The organism is Flavobacterium sp. N2820, assembly GCF_025947285.1.
Classification (GTDB): domain Bacteria; phylum Bacteroidota; class Bacteroidia; order Flavobacteriales; family Flavobacteriaceae; genus Flavobacterium.
On the sequence record NZ_CP110008.1, the window covers coordinates 1,341,243 to 1,357,817 of the forward strand.

Annotated in this window: 18 protein-coding genes and 1 tRNA gene; 10 read left to right on the forward strand and 9 right to left on the reverse strand. The window is 32.3% G+C overall.

What is annotated here, in order from left to right; translation table 11 throughout:
• The first annotated feature begins 124 nt into the window (after nt 1-124).
• Both OLM52_RS06400 and OLM52_RS06405 read left to right on the forward strand, forming a co-directional pair.
• Nucleotides 125-835 carry a DUF4197 domain-containing protein gene (locus tag OLM52_RS06400; protein ID WP_264550304.1) on the forward strand — a complete coding sequence of 237 codons (711 nt, stop codon included), beginning with the start codon at nt 125-127 and terminating at the stop codon, nt 833-835.
• A gap of 239 nt (nt 836-1,074) precedes the next feature.
• Nucleotides 1,075-3,084 carry a T9SS type A sorting domain-containing protein gene (locus tag OLM52_RS06405; RefSeq protein WP_264550305.1) on the forward strand — a complete coding sequence of 670 codons (2,010 nt, stop codon included), beginning with the start codon at nt 1,075-1,077 and terminating at the stop codon, nt 3,082-3,084.
• A 16-nt stretch (nt 3,085-3,100) separates the two neighbouring features.
• On the opposite strand, the gene OLM52_RS06410 is transcribed toward OLM52_RS06405, so the two are convergent.
• The 3 genes from OLM52_RS06410 to OLM52_RS06420 all read right to left on the reverse strand — a co-directional run bounded on the left by OLM52_RS06410 (nt 3,101) and on the right by OLM52_RS06420 (nt 4,815).
• Nucleotides 3,101-3,883: an alpha/beta fold hydrolase gene (locus OLM52_RS06410; protein WP_264550306.1), complete on the reverse strand. Its 783-nt coding sequence runs from the start codon at nt 3,881-3,883 to the stop codon at nt 3,101-3,103.
• Nucleotides 3,884-3,939: 56 nt separating this feature from the next.
• The gene (locus OLM52_RS06415; RefSeq protein ID WP_264550307.1) at nt 3,940-4,728 is read right to left on the reverse strand and encodes an ABC transporter substrate-binding protein; all 789 of its coding nucleotides are present in this window, start codon (nt 4,726-4,728) and stop codon (nt 3,940-3,942) included.
• 13 nt (nt 4,729-4,741) lie between these two features.
• Nucleotides 4,742-4,815, reverse strand: a tRNA-Ala gene (locus tag OLM52_RS06420).
• Nucleotides 4,816-4,910: 95 nt separating this feature from the next.
• Between OLM52_RS06420 and OLM52_RS06425 the strand changes: the two genes are divergently transcribed.
• From OLM52_RS06425 to OLM52_RS06460, 8 genes are all read left to right on the forward strand, one after another.
• On the forward strand, nt 4,911-5,483 hold the full coding sequence (locus OLM52_RS06425; RefSeq protein WP_264550308.1) for a pentapeptide repeat-containing protein: 573 nt from the start codon (nt 4,911-4,913) through the stop codon (nt 5,481-5,483).
• A gap of 139 nt (nt 5,484-5,622) precedes the next feature.
• A complete protein-coding gene (locus tag OLM52_RS06430) occupies nt 5,623-6,201 on the forward strand; it encodes a cytochrome b/b6 domain-containing protein (protein WP_264550309.1) in 579 nt (192 codons plus the stop codon).
• Between the two features lie 441 nt (nt 6,202-6,642).
• Nucleotides 6,643-7,569 (forward strand): hypothetical protein, encoded by a 927-nt coding sequence (locus tag OLM52_RS06435; protein WP_264550310.1) that lies wholly within the window; start codon nt 6,643-6,645, stop codon nt 7,567-7,569.
• Nucleotides 7,570-8,222: 653 nt separating this feature from the next.
• Nucleotides 8,223-9,290: a tetratricopeptide repeat protein gene (locus tag OLM52_RS06440; protein ID WP_264550311.1), complete on the forward strand. Its 1,068-nt coding sequence runs from the start codon at nt 8,223-8,225 to the stop codon at nt 9,288-9,290.
• Between the two features lie 158 nt (nt 9,291-9,448).
• The gene (locus OLM52_RS06445; RefSeq protein ID WP_264550312.1) at nt 9,449-11,062 is read left to right on the forward strand and encodes a hypothetical protein; all 1,614 of its coding nucleotides are present in this window, start codon (nt 9,449-9,451) and stop codon (nt 11,060-11,062) included.
• 295 nt (nt 11,063-11,357) lie between these two features.
• On the forward strand, nt 11,358-11,894 hold the full coding sequence (locus OLM52_RS06450) for a DUF2975 domain-containing protein (protein ID WP_264550313.1): 537 nt from the start codon (nt 11,358-11,360) through the stop codon (nt 11,892-11,894).
• A gap of 3 nt (nt 11,895-11,897) precedes the next feature.
• Nucleotides 11,898-12,104 (forward strand): helix-turn-helix domain-containing protein, encoded by a 207-nt coding sequence (locus OLM52_RS06455; protein WP_262318060.1) that lies wholly within the window; start codon nt 11,898-11,900, stop codon nt 12,102-12,104.
• A gap of 135 nt (nt 12,105-12,239) precedes the next feature.
• Nucleotides 12,240-12,734 carry a hypothetical protein gene (locus OLM52_RS06460; protein ID WP_264550314.1) on the forward strand — a complete coding sequence of 165 codons (495 nt, stop codon included), beginning with the start codon at nt 12,240-12,242 and terminating at the stop codon, nt 12,732-12,734.
• Between the two features lie 64 nt (nt 12,735-12,798).
• Here the strand turns inward: OLM52_RS06460 and OLM52_RS06465 are convergent, their stop codons facing one another.
• The 6 genes from OLM52_RS06465 to OLM52_RS06490 all read right to left on the reverse strand — a co-directional run bounded on the left by OLM52_RS06465 (nt 12,799) and on the right by OLM52_RS06490 (nt 16,572).
• Nucleotides 12,799-13,086: an antibiotic biosynthesis monooxygenase family protein gene (locus OLM52_RS06465; RefSeq protein ID WP_264550315.1), complete on the reverse strand. Its 288-nt coding sequence runs from the start codon at nt 13,084-13,086 to the stop codon at nt 12,799-12,801.
• A 108-nt stretch (nt 13,087-13,194) separates the two neighbouring features.
• Nucleotides 13,195-13,968, reverse strand: coding sequence for a nucleoside triphosphate pyrophosphohydrolase (mazG, locus tag OLM52_RS06470; protein WP_264550316.1), 774 nt, complete (start codon nt 13,966-13,968; stop codon nt 13,195-13,197).
• 124 nt (nt 13,969-14,092) lie between these two features.
• On the reverse strand, nt 14,093-14,527 hold the full coding sequence (locus OLM52_RS06475) for a DUF5606 domain-containing protein (RefSeq protein WP_264550317.1): 435 nt from the start codon (nt 14,525-14,527) through the stop codon (nt 14,093-14,095).
• A 115-nt stretch (nt 14,528-14,642) separates the two neighbouring features.
• Nucleotides 14,643-15,230 carry a peptide deformylase gene (gene def / locus OLM52_RS06480; protein WP_264550318.1) on the reverse strand — a complete coding sequence of 196 codons (588 nt, stop codon included), beginning with the start codon at nt 15,228-15,230 and terminating at the stop codon, nt 14,643-14,645.
• A gap of 48 nt (nt 15,231-15,278) precedes the next feature.
• Entirely contained in the window at nt 15,279-15,689 is a 411-nt protein-coding gene (gene ruvX, locus OLM52_RS06485; RefSeq protein ID WP_264550319.1) for a Holliday junction resolvase RuvX, read from the reverse strand.
• Nucleotides 15,690-15,723: 34 nt separating this feature from the next.
• Nucleotides 15,724-16,572, reverse strand: coding sequence for a copper resistance protein NlpE N-terminal domain-containing protein (locus OLM52_RS06490; RefSeq protein ID WP_264550320.1), 849 nt, complete (start codon nt 16,570-16,572; stop codon nt 15,724-15,726).
• Nucleotides 16,573-16,575: the final 3 nt, after the last annotated feature.

A 16,575-nucleotide genomic window follows, 5' to 3' on the forward strand; every position in this document is an offset into this window, starting at 1 on the left:
AATTTTTATTCGTTTTAAAGGGTGCAATTTACGAATTTAATAATTTTATTTCATTCAAATTTTAGAATAAATTCTGTTGAAAATTGGCACTATCTTTGTAAATTAGTTAGCAAAATAGAAAAACATGAAAAAAGTAGTATTTAGTTTAGTCGCCTTTGGTTTATTTGGTTGTGCCGAAATGCAACAAGTTTTAGATCAATTACCTCAAGGAACCGGTGTTTTGAGTCAAGCAGAAATTGGGAATGGATTAAAAGAAGCTTTGAATAATGGCATCACTAAACAAGTTTCGAAATTAACTGCAACAGATGGCTTTTTTAAAAATGAAGCCGTAAAAATTTTATTGCCTGAAGAACTACAAACGGTTGACAAGAAACTACGTCAAATAGGCATGGGAAAATTAGCTGACGAAGGTTTAAAAGTAATTAATCGTGCTGCGGAAGATGCGGTAAAAGAAGCTACGCCAATATTTGTGGATGCAGTAAAACAAATGACTTTTACCGATGCGAAAAACATTTTATTAGGAAACGATAGTTCTGCTACAACCTATTTACAAAATTCTACTTCAACTGCTTTGTATGCAAAATTTAATCCCGTGATTAAGAATTCTTATACAAAAGTAGGCGCAGATAAAATATGGAGTCAAATTATTACAAAATACAATTCCATTCCATTAGTTACAAAAGTGAATCCAGATTTAACAGATTATACCACCAACAAAGCTATGGAAGGTGTTTTCAAAATGATTGCTGTGGAAGAAAAAGATATTCGAACAAATTTATCCTCAAGAAGTTCCGATTTATTGAAGAAAGTTTTTGCTTTACAAGATAAAAAATAATCTTTTGAAACCCGTTAAACAGCAAAAAAACGTTTTCGTAAAAATTTAATAATCAATAACATAAGTATAACATAACCTTAACATTACAATTCAAAAATTCATCGGATATTTGCAAAGTAATAAATAAGAAGTTTTCTCATTTGGTTAGGTTAGTTAAAAGAATCACCACGCTTTATGCGTGGTTTTTTTGTTTTATTGGCTATTATTAAAATAATTTTATCTTTGTGAAAACCAAGAAGATGAATTTTTTTTACCGCCTTTTTTTACTTACAATAGTTTCAACGACACAAGCACAATTTAATTTTAATTATAATCTCAATACAAACGGAAGAAGAGTTTGTCTCATACAAGCTTCCGTTAATACCTCTTCACCAAGTGTTACGCTCCATTTATTGGATGAATTTGCTAATACTTCTGAACCTTATACAATAAAAAGAAGACCCCTTAATGGTACAAATGCAGATTGGTCTACGTTGGTAACAAACTTAGCGCCAACAACAACTAGTTGGACCGATTTTAATGTGCTTTTGGGTAATTCGTATGAATATCAAGTTAGGCGTACCACTGCTTCTGGAGACGCTATAGGTCATTTAACAGCCGCTTTACTTTACGACCAATCGAATTATAAAGGGCGAATGATATTGGCAATTGATACTTCCTTTCAAACCAGTTTAGCTGCTGAAATTGTACAACTCAAAAAAGATTTAACGCATGAAGGTTGGCACGTAATTGAACTCTATGTTCCAAGAGCAACAACATGGGAAACCGAAGCTAGCATCTTTACCACAAAAAATTTAATAACTACTGCTTACAATAATTCTCCATCAAACGATAAACCAACCCACCTATTTTTACTAGGTCACATTCCTATAGCGCGTTCTGGACAAAATGCAATTGCTCCTGACGATCATGATATCAATAAAGGCGCTCGCGGTGCTGATTGTTTTTATGCTGATATAGATGGTGTTTTTACCGATATTGCGACTTATAATCCTGGAACTATAAATTCAATGGCTATTAATTTACCCAATGATTACAAATGGGATCAAGATTTTATTCCTTCTGAATTAGAAATGGCATTTGGAAGAGTTGATTTTGCAAATATTACAAGTTACACCGACAGCGAAGAAGTTTTATTGCGTAATTATTTGACTAAACTTCACCACTATAGAATGGTTTCTAATGGTTATGACATGGGAGATAAAACGGCCTTTAGAAGTGGTTATGATAACTCAAACGACGGTTCTTACAGGAGTTTAATTCCAATTACAGGAGTGAACAATGTGGATTTTTATACTGGAAGTGCTGCTTATCCTCAATGGGTTCAAAACAATGGCCCTTATCAAATTTTTATGCAAAATTCTCAGATTCCAAACCTTAACGATTGGAACACATATGGCATGGATGCAACCCTGTTTTCAAGCGACCAAAGCTATTGGGGCTATTGGGACGAAGCAGAAAGTTTTAATTATGGAAAAATCAGGGCATTGTTAGCATCCAACACAAAATGTTTAGGTGCTATATATACCACCACTGCAATTAACACCTTTCATCAACCGGCTATGGGCGAAACAATTGGTTGGAGTTGTAAACGAATAATGGATCACAATTTAGGCAATAATTTATTAGAAAAACAGCAACAACCTTATGACACTTCTGAATTTTGGAATAGAACCCATTTTCAATATCATGGCGATCCTACTTTGCGACTTTTTCAAGTTCATCCTGCGTCAAATTTAACCGCAACTAGTAATGGCGCAGCACTTACTTTATCATGGAATGCTGCTAATGATACTGATATTATTGGTTATCATGTGTACAAAAGCGACAGTGAATATGGACTGTTTACAAAACTTACAACAAATCCTGTTGCAGCTTTGAGTTTTACGGATACTAATTTTAATGCTACCAATTGGTATATGGTAAGAGCTATAAAAGTGCAACAAACAGGAAGTGGTACGTTTTTGAACCCAAGTATTGGTATTAGTGGTAATGCGGCACTTCTTACTACAGCTAAATTTGACCGTAAAACGGTTCTGGTATATCCTAACCCTTGTAAAAATTGGTTACACGTTGAATCCGATGAAGTATTAAAATCGTATCAAATAGTAGATTTACAAGGAAAAACTATACTAGAAAATACGTTTGAAGATCAAAGCATTGACATTAGTGCATTAAAAAATGGCGTTTATTTTATAAGCCTCTTTTCAGAACAAAATACAATTGTAAAAAAGATAGTCAAAATCTAATCCTAAACAACGTCGCTTATTTACTTTTTATATAAGCGATTACTTGCTGATTAAAAATAATGGGCTGTTCAACATTTACTACATGTCCGCAGTTTTGAATGATAAAAAGTTCCGCAGTTTTTACATGATTGGCAACTACTTGCTTCACCGAAGGTAAAAACATATAATCTTCTTCACCCATTACGTAAAGCGTGGGAATATTCAGTTCTTTTTGTCTAAACCAACGTAAAACTGGGTTGATTTCGGCTGTGAGTTTGAACCATTTGATGAATTCTTTTTGATAGAGTTTTTTGGCTTCGTTAATGAATAATAAGCGTGATTGTTTGTGATTTTTTTTAGGCATAATCACAAAGGCAAAAAACTTGTATAAAACCAAATAAGGCAATACATATTTAAACATATTTCCTAATTTCATTAAGATTTGCGAACGAAAATTCATCTTTAAAATCGCGCCACCTAAAATCATACTCTTTACGCGATGTGGATGCATTTCTGCCAATTGACGAATCACTATCGAACCCAATGAAATTCCAACAAAATGGGAGCTTTCAATCTTTAAGTGTTCGATGACTTCCACTACATCTGTTGCGATTGATTTAAACGTGTATTTTTGTTTAAAAGCTGTTTTAATTTGTTCATTTGAGTTGCCGTGACCTCTTAAATCCAGCAACAACACATTAAAATGCTTTTGAAAATCGCGAATTTGCTTAAACCAAATAGAAGAACTACCTCCTGCTCCATGAACAAAAGTAACCCATTCGGTACTCGACTCGTTTTTATATAGTGTATAGGAAATCAAATTCTAATTTTGTTCAAATGTACTACTTTTCAAAAAACTGTAGGGCTAAACAAATTTTAAATTTTGGAATGTAGTAATTTGAAATAATCAAAGGCTTTTAATACCCTACTTCCATACCAGGAAAACAGTTCACCATCTACAAAAACGGTTTTGGCATGATGTGTGAATCTTCCAATTTCAAAAGCATGTTCATCATTAAATGGAAAAGGTTCGGAAGACAAAAATACATAATCTGGATCGCCTTCTAAACGGATTTTTTTTAATTCGATTTCGGGATAACGCCCTTCTTTTACTTCGTAAATATTATCGAAATGATTCAATTTCAATAGTTCGTTAATAAACGTATTATTTCCAGCCACCATGTGAGGTTTAGCCCAAATAAAATAAGCGGCTTTCTTCATTGGTTTATCGTTTATAAATTGCTGAAAATCTTGATAAGCAAAGTTGATTTTATCGCTCCATTTTTGTGCTTCGGTGCGTTTATTGAAGAGTTGCCCAAAATCGTGAATCATTTGTAAATTGTCTTCAATCGTTACGATATTGGTTACCCAAACTGGACAAATTTGAGCTAATTCTTCAACAATTTCTTTGGTATTTTCTTCTTTATTACAAATGATGATATCGGGCTGAAGTGCTTTTATTTTATCAAATTTTACGGTTTTTGTACCGCCAACAATGGTTTTTGTTGCTTTAAGATGAACAGGATGTACACAAAACTTCGTAATTCCGACAAGGGAATCTTCCAACCCCAAATCGAACAACAATTCGGTTTGCGAAGGCACTAATGAAACAATTCGCTTTGGAGCTGTTTTGAAGAAATGTTCGGTGCCTAATTGGTCAATCATAATCCGTATACTGTGGAGAAGATGGGGCTCGAACCCACGACCTCTACGCTGCCAGCGTAGCGCTCTAGCCAACTGAGCTACATCCCCAAAAAATTTTTACGAATATAGTTATTTTTAAACACAAAACTTTCTATTTGATTCGATAAAAAAATAAAGTAGTTTTACATTTCTAAAATAAAACCATGCACGCAGATTACATTACCGACCAAAATTTTGCTGATATTACCTATGCCGAAAGCGATGTAAAGTACAAAGAATATGAAAATTGTACGTTTACGAATTGCGATTTTAGAGCGTGTTCGTTTATAGCGGTTACATTTATTGACTGCAACTTTTTTGATTGTAATTTTAGAAGTACGAAAATCAACCATGTGTCGTTGCGTGATGTTTGGTTTACGAAATGCGATTTTACTTCGGTGAATTTTGCCATGACCGACCAAATTTTGTATGAGTTTCACTTTAAAGATAGCTTGCTTGATTATGCCCAATTTTACAGTTTGAAACTCAAGAAAATGCAATTTATTAATTGCAGTATGATTGCGGTGGATTTTATGGAAAGTGATTTATCGGAAGCGTTGTTTGATAATTGTAATTTAAGACATGCTGTTTTTATTGGTACCACAGCCAACAAAACCGATTTTGCTACAAGTTATGATTTTACGATTGATCCTGAAAAAAACAAACTAAAACGCGCTATTTTTTCTACTGAAAATTTAAAAGGTTTGTTACAGAAATATGATTTGGTGATTAAATAAGCTTTGCACATATTTGGCACACGGATTTTGCTGATTTTCAAGCGCAGATTTTGCTGATTTATTCGTATGAGATTAAAAATAAAATAGCTTAAAAACTGAAAACTATTTCCTACATTTGGGTAACATTAAACGTTATATCATGGAAACCCGAAATTATTCTAAAGTCTACCGTATTTTACATTGGTTAATTGCTTTTACATTTCTTTTGCTGTTGCTGACTATTTTTTTACGCAAGACCTGGATGGAAAAAAATCATGTGGCTGGAATAATTCAGGCTTTTTTAGCGGACAATGGTTATGCTGCACTATCGGAAGATGATGCTATTGTATTGGCTAAAAAAATCAGAAAACCGATGTGGAACTGGCATATTTATTTTGGTTATGTATTAACCGGTTTGTATTGCATACGTTTGGCAGTACCCTTTTTTGGGGAAATGAAATTTGCTTCGCCTTTTAAAGTGGGTTTAGACATGAAAACCAAATTTCAATATTGGGTTTACCTGGTGTTTTATGTGTGTACTGCGATTTCGTTAGTAACGGGTTTATTTATTGAATTTGGACCTAAAAATCTAAAAGACCCGATGGAAGAAATACACGTACTTTCGTTATACTATTTGCTTGGCTTTATTGTATTGCATTTTGGAGGTGTTCTACTTGCTGAATGTACCACACAAAAAGGATTGATTTCAAGAGTGATTAGCGGAAGTAAAAAAGGATAAATCTTGGTGCTAAAAAACACTAAATGTTAAAACGGCATCCCCGTAAAACTACTTGGTTGACCCCGTAAAACTACCTGTTTTTAAAATCAGGTAGTTTTACGGGGTTTTTTGTGGATTTTTCTTGCTAAAATTGTACTGTAAGCAGCTTACTAAAAGCATTTTACGCTTTTTAAAAACCAAAATCCCAGTAAACACTGGAAAAAAAAATTGAAAATATACAGAAAATCTGTAATTGGGTTTGGGAATGGTTTTTTATATTGTAGGTGTTTTGTATGTGTTTGATTATTAAACAAATTACTGGCTAGTTGGCAAAAAAAACAGTAATTATACTATTTAAACAGTAACATTATTTACACAGAAGTTGGGAGCAGAAAAACTTAACATTTTAAGTCTTATAAATCGATCACTTAACTATTTTATAACTATTTTAATTAGAAAATCATGAAAAAATCATTTATTTTATTAAGTTTTTTTACTCTTTGTGTAAGCTTGAATAATTATGCTCAAGAAAAGAATATTATTCCTGTAAACATTAAGTCCCTTAACGAATCTATTTCTCAAAAATCTTTAACAGGTTCAATTGAATTGTCTTCAATGGAAGTAGAATCATCAGCTCTCTCTGATATTTTAGCAACGACACCAAATTGTCAAGTAACAGCACCAACAACATTAGCTCAATTAACGGGGGGTTGGAAAATATTTTTTTACAATATGACTTTAGAAACTGCAGCTAAAGTAGGAGTTGTTTCAATAGCTGAAGCTCAAACTAATATTGGAAAAGAAGTATATGTTTATGAACAAATGAATTATAAAGATTTAGACAATTGTAAGAATGGTAAAATTACGTATGGTGCTGGAGTAAGGCTAACAATTCTAGCAAAGAAATTAGATGCAAGTGCAAATTTATCAAATTTAGGTGCGATTGCAGCATCAGCAGAGTTTAAAAAGGCTGAAGTTACTGTAACGATGAGTACAATAGGTTTGTCTGGACCAAAAATAACGGCTACAATTCCACCTGCAGGTAGTTATAGTGTAGAGAAGCATGTACAATATTTACAAGCAATTGACGCTATTAAAGAAGCTACCGCAGATTCAACTACAATAGTAACCCCAGAGATTATTAGTCTGAGTATTCCACCGAGTAGTAATTCGGAATTTTTAAAAGCAACATACATAACATTTGCTTTAGAAAGAATTGCTAAGCGAGAATCTTTTAATACCGCAAAAACAAAGATTGAAACTTGGAGCGATTTAACAGATGCGATGTTCAGACAAGTTTATACAGCAATTGTGGGAGGTAATGATGACAAAAAACCCTCTGAAATTAATGTTTTACAAGCTAAAGAAATTCTAAAAGACACACATTAAGTTATAAAATTTGAAGAGTGAACAGCGCTCATTATTACTAAGATAACCAGCCAGTAACAGCCGTTTGGTGAGATTGCAAATTTTGTGGTAAATTCACGTTTACATTTCGCAAGAAATTTTATTTTTAACAGAAAATAATCGGTTCCAAGGCTCGCAACAGTGCAAAGCTTGATAACGTTCATTTCAAATTTCATAAAATCACTGTTTTTTAAATATTTCAAAATAATAAATTGAATAAGTAGTATAATAATTAAAATCCTGAGTTCACACTCAGGATTTTTCATTCAAACCCCAACAAACACAACTATTAAAAAAAACAATATTCGTTCACAACAAAAGCGTATTCGGGAGCAGAAATTGATATATGTATTTTTATAGCGATTCCTTCTCAATTTATGCATTCAATAGCAACTTAGTAATAAATTAAGTAACTCAAAGCGATTTATTTTATGATTAAAATTTCCGAAAATCCCTCAATATCAACGTTGTTTCATTTAATGTTTTTATTATATTTGTTAAGTAAGTCAGTACTAAAAACAGGTCTGTTCGTTCTTGAATCAACACTTGTTTGTATTTATTTATGCGGTTCACAAAAAATGAGCCCTCTATTTTGACTTAAAATTCATTGATTATCAACTAAAAATAATTCTAATATGCGTTTAAACTATTTTGTATTTGTGGTAATGATTTCGTTTTGTGGTATGAATGCTCAAGATAAAACGGCGGCTTTAAAATTAGTTGGAGAAGGTGTGGCCTTTCACGACAAAGGAGAATATGAAAACGCTATTAAAAAATATGATGAAGCCCTAACTGTAGACGTTGATAATTTAACCGCATTGTCTGAAAAAGCCTATTCTCTCTCTTCCTTACATCAATATGAAGAAGCAATTGCACTTTGCAAAATAGCCTTAAAAAAGCATCCAAAAGAAAAAGGATTGCAATTTATTTATGTCACCTATGGCAATGCATTAGATCACTTAAAAAAAACGGATCAAGCGTTTGCTATGTATGATAAAGGCATTAAAAAATTTCCAGACTATTACCAACTACCCTTTAACAAAGGAATTGCGTATTCAGGATTGCGAAAATATGATGAAGCAATTACGTGTTTTCAGCAAGCCATCGCAATTAATCCCTATCACTTAGGCTCTCTTAATGGCATTGCGCGTTTAGAGATGATTCAAGGAAATAAAATACCTTCAATTTTAGGCTTTTGTTCCTATTTTATTCAAGACCCACAATCGTCAAGAGCTGCTGAAAATTTAAAAAATTTAATAGATGTATTGGATGGAAATGTCAAAAAAACAGGTGATAAAGCAATATCGATTAGCTTAGACTCTAAAATGTTTGACAAAGCGGTTAAGAAAGGGAAACCCGAAGCCAATGATTTTTCAACTACTGAATTAACACTGACTTTAGCTGTAGCTTTAGATTATGATGAGAAGTATCAAAACGACACCGATGTAGTAAAATTTATTAGAAAATTTGAAAGGATGTGTGCCTCATTGAATGAATCAAAAATAGACAATCATGGGTTTTATTGGGAAACTTGGGTTCCTTATTTTTTAGAATTGCACAAAAATAATTTTTCAGAAACCTTGGGTTATTTGGTCTTTGCTACTACAGAAACAGAAGATGTAACGAACTGGTTCAACACGCATGAAGTACAAATTAATCAATTTTATGATTGGTCTAAAAATTATGAATGGCCTAAGAAATAAGTTCACCTTTTACATTCAAGTTTTGAAAAAAATCTAGTTTTTGAATCCCATACAACTCCTGCATTTAAAGCGGGAGTTTTTTTTATTAAAAAAAGAGCGTAGCATTTTGTAGTATGCTCACAAATAGTACCTTTACGGCAAATTTAAATTTAAAACAAATGAAAAAACTTTTCTCTCTATTTACTTTATTCATTTCAATTTTTGCGTTAGCACAGTCGACCGACTTAGACCGTCATGATTTTAATTACTCTTATGTGCAATTGCCAAGCAATCCAGTGGTTGAAGTAAAAAATAGAACCTATTCTTTCACGACCAATATTGACAGAAATTTGATGTATGATAAATCAAAATTCTTTTTTCAAAATCAAGTCAATATTAATGGTTTAGAAAAAAAGGAAAAAAACGGATATATTTCTATTGATATTACGTTATTAACTCCAACCGTTACTAAAAAAAATATAGCCACTAGAACCAGTTCTTCAAAAGATAAAAGAGGAAATGTAACAAATCGTTATTATTATACAGCAGAACTTACTTATGATCAAAAAGGATCGGCAAGAGTGACTAGTACAGATGGAAAAATTCAAAAAACTATCGATTTTACTAGAACCAACACTTTGAAAAGTAAAGAATATGATAGCTATTCAAGTGCAGAATCGTACTACTATAACATCAATCGTACGATTTATAACAATTTTGTAACAGAAGTCGTAAACACTTTAAACAATCAATTAAATAACGAATACGGATATTCAGTTAAAACAGGAACTGATTATCTTTGGATTTTGGCCAACAAAAAACACCCAGAACAAGCAGCAGAATATGATGCTTATGTTGGCGTAAAAAATGTTTTTGATAAAATGACTTTTAATAATCCAGTTTCAGGTTATGAAATTGAATTACAAAATGCAATCCAATATTTTGAATCGTTACCAAAAAAATATGCTGAAGATTCAAAAGCGCACAGAAAAATCAGATACAGCGCTTACTATAATTTGGCAAAAATTTACAATTATTTAGATTTACCTACTAAATCAATTGAATGGTCTAACAAACTTATAGCAAATGATTATGACAAAAGTGATGGCGTAACCAATATTGAGGAGTGTAATAATTTAATAACTCTTTTTGGTGTAAATAAAGTTAACACAAGACATTTTGCTGTAGAAACGAAGAACTTCTTTTATGAAGAAGCTGTGCCAACTTCAACTAGTAGCAGTTACTCAACTTCATCTGCACCTTACAGCATAGAAACAGATCCAAATTATATTTTAGCCTATTTAGCAACTATTAAAAAAGATACTATTGCAGGTTATGTTCCAAAAAACAGAACTTTAGCCTTAAGCGATGCTATTACAGTAACCGTTAAAGATTTCCAAGGCAAATTTTCAGAAAGAACTTTTAAAGCAAATGAAATCAATCGTCTTACATTGAGTAATGGAGAAGAATTTGCTACAGTTTCATTTAAAGTTGCTGTTGATAATGGTGGAATTACGATGTCTGGTGCAACTAAGAAATTTGTAAAAGAAATGTATGTTGGTAAAAAAATGGGCGTTTACCAATATTTTAATGGTGAAATTATTGTCAAAGGAGCCAACGAATCAGAAGGAAAATCAAATGCTACAGCTTCTTGGATGATGTCGCCTAAAAAACGTTTTGAAGAACTTGCACAAGGTTGTCCTGCCCTACTTGCTCGTGTAGAAAAGAAGGAGTTTAAAAACAATTTAGAGAGTATCATTCAATTTGCAGAAGCTTTAGACGCTTGCAATTAATATGACCCTATATACAATAGAAAATCCCAAGTTTATGCTTGGGATTTTTTTTTATTCAATAAATTAATACTTGTGAAGTTATCTTGAAATGATATTGCAAAAAATTACTTTACTCATGAAACTTTTTTTTGTACCTCTATACCTCTCCAATTTTGCTGGGTTTTTCTCTATTTTTAAAAATGAAAACAAAGTCCAATTCCTTAAAATTGATTTTATGATTGAAAATAACTAAATTTTTATTGTTTTTCAATAAATTTTTATTGATATTTGCGAAGTAATTTTAAACTTTATAGTTATGTCAAAAACAAACAACTTCGTATTTTGGGGCTTATATGTTATAGCTTGGCTTATTTTTGTTGGCTTATCCATTGAAGCAGGAGGCTTAGTAGTCAATTTCTTTTTTAGTCTCTACAGCCCAGAATTTATTCAAAATCTGTATCAAAAGTTAGACTTAATGGAAATGTATCAAAACAGTAAATTAGCTTTTTTTGGTGTTTATAGTTTTATACTAATCATCTCTATTTTAAAAGCGGTTCTATTTTATGCCGTAATTCATTTAATGCACAAAATGGATTTGTCTAAACCGTTCAATACTTTTGTGGCAAAACAAATTTTACATATTAGTTATTACACCCTTTCCATTGGACTATTAAGTCACATCGCTAGACAAATAGTTAAAAGTTTAATGCATCACGGTTTTGTTCCCAATAACTTAAACCAATTTTGGGCAGACAGCGAAGCTTTTATTTTAATGGGAGGTGTTATCTATATTATTGCGATTATCTTTAAAAAAGGAATCGATATTCAAAACGAAAACGACTTAACTGTTTAAGCTATGCCAATAATTGTAAACTTAGATGTAATGATGGCAAAACGCAAAATGTCACTCAACGAACTTTCGGAAAAAGTAGACATTACCTTAGCGAATTTGTCCATTTTAAAAACGGGAAAGGCAAAAGCAGTTCGTTTTAGTACGCTTGAAGCCATTTGCAAAGCCTTAGATTGTCAGCCTGGAGATATTTTAGAATTTGTGGAACACTAAAAGCATAGATTATTGATGGTTCAATTTTCATTTAATTTCATTTGCTTTATATATCTTTGCAACCCATTTGAAACTGTGTTTAGAAGGTTGCTGTAAAACCCATTAATACCGATTCAGAATATAAAACAACAATTTATGGCAGTTCAAATTTGTTCTTGTGAAGGTTTAGATCCAAAATGTAAAAAGTGTTTTGGAAGTGGCTATATGAATACGCAATTTCCAGAAAAAACTATAAAAGCAGTTCCCAAAAAAGAGAGTGCAAAACAAGAATCTTTTCTTCCAGATACTATAGAATCATTATCAAGAAAAGAAATTGAAAATTTAGTACCTAAAATTATAGATACTTTGGATTTAAAATCGAAGAAGCAAATGCAAATTCTTCATGCAATTCCATTTAACACAACCACTTTTAGAAGAGACTTTAAAGCTAAATTTGAACAATTAGGAACAATAGAAGCAGAAAAACAATCATTAAGAAATGAACTTGATGTCATTTCTAATGCGTTATCGTCTTCAAAATACGAAGTAGCATTCAAATATGGTCATTTTTTATCTGATAAAGTTATTGATGTAACTTCTAACCGAGAGCTTAAAACGTTAATTAGAGCATACAAAAAGCTTAGATCATAAAAATTAAATAGCAATTAGCCTTATGAAAAAATCCTGAGTTTTAACTTGGGATTTTTTTTATCTTTTAAAACTCATATTCGCGTTCCACTTTTGCTATTCTTACTTTATAGTTTTTATACCAAGTGGTTTTACCTTTTTCTTGTGCTTCTAAATGGTCCAGATTGGCTTTCCACTTTTGAATGGCTTCTAAACTTTCCCAATACGAAACGGTGATTCCAATTTCACTTCGAGCACTTTCCATGCCTATATATCCAGGTTGGGCTTTGGCTAATTCAACCATTTTATTTGCCATTTCAGCATAACCGGCTTCAATTTCGGTTCTGGTTGAGGTAAAAATTACTGCGTAGTACATTTGAATTATGAATTATGAATTATGAGTTATGAATAGTTTTCGATACGATTTCTACGAAATCACTTGAACTGGCGACTATTACTAAACACTGAGACTGACCACTGAATACTAAAGTTTCTTCGCTTCTTCCCAAAAAACATCCATTTCGGCTAATGTCATATCCATTAAAGGTTTGCCTAATTCAGTGGCTTTGCTTTCTAAATATTGAAATCGTTTAATAAACTTTTTATTTGTGCGTTCTAAAGCGTCTTCTGGATTTACTTTTAAAAATCTTGCGTAGTTTATCATTGAGAACAAAACATCGCCAAATTCAGCTTCTATCTTATCTTGATTACCTGATTGTACCTCAACTTGGAGTTCTTGTAATTCTTCTTGTACTTTATCCCATACTTGATGAGATTCTTCCCAATCAAAACCTACCCCTTTAACTTTATCTTGAATGCGACTTGCTTTTACTAAGGCAGGTAAACTCTTAGGAACACCTTCCAAGACTGATTTTTTGCCTTCTTTCAGTTTTAGTTTTTCCCAATTTTGCTTTACTTCTTCTTCATCTGCAACAACAACATCACCATAAATATGCGGATGGCGATCGATTAATTTATCACAAATTGAATTCGCTACATCGCCAATATCAAACGCATTGGTTTCACTTCCTATTTTAGCATAAAAAACAATGTGTAACAGCACATCGCCCAATTCTTTTTTGATTTCATGCAAATCGTTATCTAAAATGGCATCACCTAATTCATAAGTTTCCTCAATTGTTAAATGACGTAAACTTTCAAGCGTTTGCTTTTTATCCCATGGACATTTTTCGCGTAAATCGTCCATAATGTCTAACAGTCGGTTGAAAGCTTGCAGTTGTTGCTGGCGTGTGTTCATTTGGAGTTGAATTGTTAAATTGTTAAATTGAGATGCTGAAACGAGTTCAGCATGACAAAGTAGCTGTAAAAATAAAAAATCCCACGTGGAAAACGCAGGATTTTAAAATATAGTTTTCAACTACTTATTCAGCAGCTGGAGTTTCTTCTTCTTGTTTCACTTCTTTAGATAATGCTTCTAATGAAACAAATCCTTTAGGTTGTAACAAATTGTACCAGTTTAAGATTTTCTTGATATCAGAAGTATACACTCTGTCTTCGTCAAATTCTGGTAAAATCTCTCTGAAATAGGCTTTTAATTTCGCATCGTCTTCTTTGTGAGATAGAGCTAAACCGTCGTTTTCTTTTGTAGCAATTGCTTTGAAAACTTCTGCTAAACGCACTTCTTCTGCATACGTGTAAACTGCAATTTCAGACAACAAACTAACATTTGCTCTCATACCAACAGTGATTTTTTTTCCGTCTAATAACGATTCGGCAACAAAACCTGTGCGCGTTTGAATTTTTAATTCATATAATCCTGGTTTCCCAGAAATAGCTAATATTTTTTGAATACTCATGTTACTTAATTGTTAAGGTTGGCAAATATATTATTTTAAAGTAAAAAGTGAAAAGTAAAAAGTAAAAAGTTTAGTTAAAATAACTATTTACTTTTCACTCGCTACTAATTCCTACTTAACGCCCTTTTTTGTTTACGTATTTCATTTTATAATCGGGTCTAGCTTTACCATCCATGATGTTTTGTAGTTTTTTCCCAATTAATTTCTTTTTCAACGTTGATAAGTGATCCGTGAATAAAATTCCTTCGATATGGTCGTATTCATGTTGAATAACACGCGCAATTAAACCGTCGTATACTTCTGTTTTTTTGTTGAAATCCTCGTCAAAATATTCAATTGTAATTGTATCATGACGAAAAACATCTTCACGAACATCAGGAATACTCAAACAGCCTTCGTTAAAACCCCAAACATCACCTTCTTCTTTAGTGATTTTAGCATTAATAAAGGTTTTTTTGAACTCTTTCATTAAAGCTGCTTCTTCTTTAGAAACATCATCACTATCGCTAAAAGGTTCGGTATCCACAATAAACAAGCGAATTGGCAAACCAACTTGTGGTGCAGCCAAACCAACTCCATGTGCGTGGTACATGGTGTCATACATGTTTGCGATAGTTTCTTTAAGATTTGGATATTCTGGTGTAATCTCCTCGCCTACTTTACGTAAGACTGGCTCTCCATATCCGTATATTGGTAAAATCATAATTTGTATATTCTAATTTCTAAATTCTAAATTTCGCCTGCAAAAATACTATTTTTTATAACGCAAATAATCTTGAAGTATGATTGTTGCTGCAATTTCGTCAACTAATGCTTTATTTTGGCGTTGTTTTTTATTTAAGCCACTATCAATCATGGTTTGAAAGGCCATTTTTGAAGTAAATCGTTCGTCTACACGCTCAAGAGGCATTTCGGGGAAAGTAGCTTTAAATTTCGCAATAAAAGCATTGATGATTTCGGCACTTTGTGATGGTGTACCGTCCATTTGTTTCGGTTCGCCTACAATTACAAGTACCACTTTTTCTTTAGAAAAATAGTCTTTTAAAAAAGCAATTGCCGTGTCTGAAGCTACTGTGGTTAGTCCAAAAGCTATCATTTGCATTTCATCAGTAATGGCAATACCTGTTCGTTTGATTCCGTAATCTATGGCTAAAATTCGCATTTATTGACTAATTTTTAGCAAATATAAGTTCAATTTACTTAATAATTTCAAATTCGGCTAAAGTTGCCATTCTACCTTTGTTTAACTTTAAGGTTTTTCCATCAAAATTATAATTATCTGTAATTTGTAAAACTTTGGCTAATTCTTGTTCCGTAAGCATGTCACCGCAAGCCATCATTGTTGAAGCAGCTTTTGAGAATTCAATACGACTTACATCTTCTTTTAATTTATAGCTTCCCATCATGTTATTACAACCTGCAAACGCAGAAAATCTTCCATCTACAGTAAAAGTAATACCGATTTCTTTTTTGATTTCTTTATTTTTTACAAAAGGTTGCCCGTGTAATTTTACCAAACGCCATTTTGAGTTTTTCAATTCTACTTTAGCCACTTCTTTAGTTTTTATTTCTTCTTTTTGAGCTGAAGCAATTGGTTCCGATATTTCAATTCTCGATAATTTATAGTTTGAAGCTAAATCGCCTTCAATACGTTTTCCTTCGGCATCTAAATGAAACAATACATTTTCGCCCACAAAATATTGATTTGGTGCTTCTGAATCAGAAAGTGTGATGGTGTTTCCAGCGTCGTTCCAAGTGTATTTTCCTGTTTCTTTAAATACTTCTCTTGATTTTCCTTTGTAAACCGTTTCTTTAGTATACGCATCAGCTGTTAAAGTAATTGTAGTTTCTAATGCTTCACAATCAGCGCAAGGCAAACTTCCTTTATATGTGCCATGATAATCTAAACTGTTCATTGCATTGTGTTCATCAACTGTAACAATTGAAGAGTCAACCGTAGTAGCTTCTTCCGATTTTTGAGCTTCTTTTTTACAAGAAGTAAAACTGCAAGCTATCATTCCTAAAATTAAAAGACTTTTTTTCATGTT

Bases quoted from the DNA above. Each gene is read 5' to 3' on its own strand.
- OLM52_RS06425 (WP_264550308.1), top strand. From the start codon at position 4,911: ATGCACGCAGATTACATTACCGACCAAAATTTTGCTGATATTACCTAT.
- def (WP_264550318.1), bottom strand. From the start codon at position 15,230: ATGATTTTACCAATATACGGATATGGAGAGCCAGTCTTACGTAAAGTA.
- OLM52_RS06475 (WP_264550317.1), bottom strand. From the start codon at position 14,527: ATGAGTATTCAAAAAATATTAGCTATTTCTGGGAAACCAGGATTATAT.
- OLM52_RS06430 (WP_264550309.1), top strand. From the start codon at position 5,623: ATGGAAACCCGAAATTATTCTAAAGTCTACCGTATTTTACATTGGTTA.
- OLM52_RS06400 (WP_264550304.1), top strand. From the start codon at position 125: ATGAAAAAAGTAGTATTTAGTTTAGTCGCCTTTGGTTTATTTGGTTGT.
- ruvX (WP_264550319.1), bottom strand. From the start codon at position 15,689: ATGCGAATTTTAGCCATAGATTACGGAATCAAACGAACAGGTATTGCC.
- OLM52_RS06405 (WP_264550305.1), top strand. From the start codon at position 1,075: ATGAATTTTTTTTACCGCCTTTTTTTACTTACAATAGTTTCAACGACA.
- OLM52_RS06445 (WP_264550312.1), top strand. From the start codon at position 9,449: ATGAAAAAACTTTTCTCTCTATTTACTTTATTCATTTCAATTTTTGCG.
- OLM52_RS06460 (WP_264550314.1), top strand. From the start codon at position 12,240: ATGGCAGTTCAAATTTGTTCTTGTGAAGGTTTAGATCCAAAATGTAAA.
- OLM52_RS06490 (WP_264550320.1), bottom strand. From the start codon at position 16,572: ATGAAAAAAAGTCTTTTAATTTTAGGAATGATAGCTTGCAGTTTTACT.
- OLM52_RS06415 (WP_264550307.1), bottom strand. From the start codon at position 4,728: ATGATTGACCAATTAGGCACCGAACATTTCTTCAAAACAGCTCCAAAG.
- OLM52_RS06440 (WP_264550311.1), top strand. From the start codon at position 8,223: ATGCGTTTAAACTATTTTGTATTTGTGGTAATGATTTCGTTTTGTGGT.
- OLM52_RS06450 (WP_264550313.1), top strand. From the start codon at position 11,358: ATGTCAAAAACAAACAACTTCGTATTTTGGGGCTTATATGTTATAGCT.
- OLM52_RS06455 (WP_262318060.1), top strand. From the start codon at position 11,898: ATGCCAATAATTGTAAACTTAGATGTAATGATGGCAAAACGCAAAATG.
- OLM52_RS06435 (WP_264550310.1), top strand. From the start codon at position 6,643: ATGAAAAAATCATTTATTTTATTAAGTTTTTTTACTCTTTGTGTAAGC.
- mazG (WP_264550316.1), bottom strand. From the start codon at position 13,968: ATGAACACACGCCAGCAACAACTGCAAGCTTTCAACCGACTGTTAGAC.
- OLM52_RS06465 (WP_264550315.1), bottom strand. From the start codon at position 13,086: ATGTACTACGCAGTAATTTTTACCTCAACCAGAACCGAAATTGAAGCC.